1 protein-coding gene is annotated in these 507 nt (G+C 60.0%); it reads left to right on the top strand.

The window, feature by feature from the left end:
* Positions 1 to 507 (top strand): hypothetical protein (locus CJ255_RS23990; protein ID WP_165774902.1); only part of this gene is annotated, 507 nt, incomplete at both ends.

Genomic DNA, 507 nt, shown 5'->3' with positions numbered 1-507 from the left:
TGGGACGAGACCACATGGTCGTTGGTGCGTATTACGCCCACTGGCGAAACGCTTGCTGATCCACCACAAACAAGAGACGATCCTATTCGCCTTCAGGCGCTCAGCAGCGAACAGGTCGCGAGGATCAGCTACTACAAAGTGACGGGCAACTTGGATACCGGGCGGGCAGATCTGATGTGGGATCACTCACGCTACTACTGTGCCACACCCGGCGGTGCCGGCACAGTCTTCGATGCTCAATGGTCGCCCGATGGGCGCAGGCTGGCGGTGATCGGGGCCGATTGTTGGGCCAACCATTCCTACGCGTGGGGTTACGCCTGGAACAATGCGCTCTTCCTGATTGATACAGCCAATCCGCAGCGTCTCCCAGAACGGATCCCGCTCAACCATGATCACCTAAGCGCCCTCGCCTGGTCGCCCGATGGCGCATGGCTGGTGGTAGCCCAAGACACGGAGCAGGTACACTTTGGTCCGGGCATGCATCCCGACGGCCTCTGGCTGATCAAT

The sequence above is a fragment of the Candidatus Viridilinea mediisalina genome, from assembly GCF_002532535.1.
In the GTDB taxonomy this organism is placed as follows: Bacteria; Chloroflexota; Chloroflexia; order Chloroflexales; family Chloroflexaceae; genus Viridilinea; species Viridilinea mediisalina.
This window is presented reverse-complemented; position numbering and strand designations above follow the sequence as displayed.